This window comes from Finegoldia magna (assembly GCF_018371055.1).
Classification (GTDB): Bacteria; Bacillota; Clostridia; order Tissierellales; family Peptoniphilaceae; genus Finegoldia; species Finegoldia magna_I.
Genome location: NZ_JAGYZD010000365.1, coordinates 1 through 1,103 on the forward strand (window position 1 = coordinate 1; position 1,103 = coordinate 1,103).

Here is a 1,103-nt window from a genome sequence, read left to right on the forward strand (position 1 = left end):
TAAGGACAAGTTCTGATTACGAAACAATTGAGATTACAAATTCTGAAATAAACAGACCAGGGTTGCAATTATCTGGTTTCTTGGAAGAATTTCCATACAGAAGAATTCAATTGTTCGGTAAGGCTGAACTTGCATATTATATGGCGATGGATATTGAGCTTAGAAAAGAAAGAGTAAGGGCAATGATGGAATATGATATTCCTTGTATTGTGTTTTCACACTATGCTCAAATTCCAGATGAAGTTAGAAAATTAGCCGAAGAATACGACAAAACTTTGTTAATTTCGGACAGAACAACTACTAGACTTATCTCAGCCTTGGATGAAGTATTGGAATATTTTCTTAGTGAAGAAGATACAATTCATGCTTCGTTGTTGGATGTTTTTGGTATGGGAGTTTTGTTGATGGGAGACAGCTCAGTAGGAAAGAGCGAAACTGCTTTGGATTTGGTTACTAGAGGTCACAGACTTGTTGCAGATGATGTGGTTGAAATTAGAAAAATCGAAAAAGGATTGTTGGCACAAGCTCCTCTTAATATCAGACACTATTTGGAAGTTAGGGGTCTTGGAATTTTAGACATTCAAAGATTATACGGTACTGGTTCAGTAAGATTAACAACGTTTATCGATTTGGTTATAAAGCTAGAAAAATGGCAAGACGATAAAGAATACGACAGAATTGGACTTGACGAACACACTACAGAAATTTTGGGAGTTGAACTTCCATATCTTGAAGTTCCTGTAAAACCAGGTAGAAATATCGCAATGATTGTAGAAGTTGCAGTTAGAAATCAAAGACAAAAACTTTTGGGTTATAATGCTGCACAAGAGTTAAATAATAAGTTAATTGCAAATATGAAAAAAGATACTGAGGAGCATAGAAAGCAGTTAAAAAATAACAAAAAATAATTTCACAATAAAATTTTTTGATGAAGTTTGTTATTCTTGCAATGAAAAAATTATTGAGTTATAATAACTCATAGAGCGGAGTTCATCCGTTTTGATTTAAACAATTTATTTATTTATATATAGGGGGTTAAATAAATGGCAAAACACATGAAAACCATGGATGGAAATACAGCCGCTGCTCACGTAGCTTATGCA

Annotated in this window: 1 protein-coding gene; it reads left to right on the forward strand. The window is 33.5% G+C overall.

The genetic code is table 11. The annotated features are described in order from the left end of the window. The coding region (gene hprK / locus KHW44_RS09915; RefSeq protein WP_304068979.1) for an HPr(Ser) kinase/phosphatase at positions 1–908 on the forward strand (908 nt) is incomplete at its 5' end. Positions 909–1,103 lie beyond the last annotated feature (195 nt).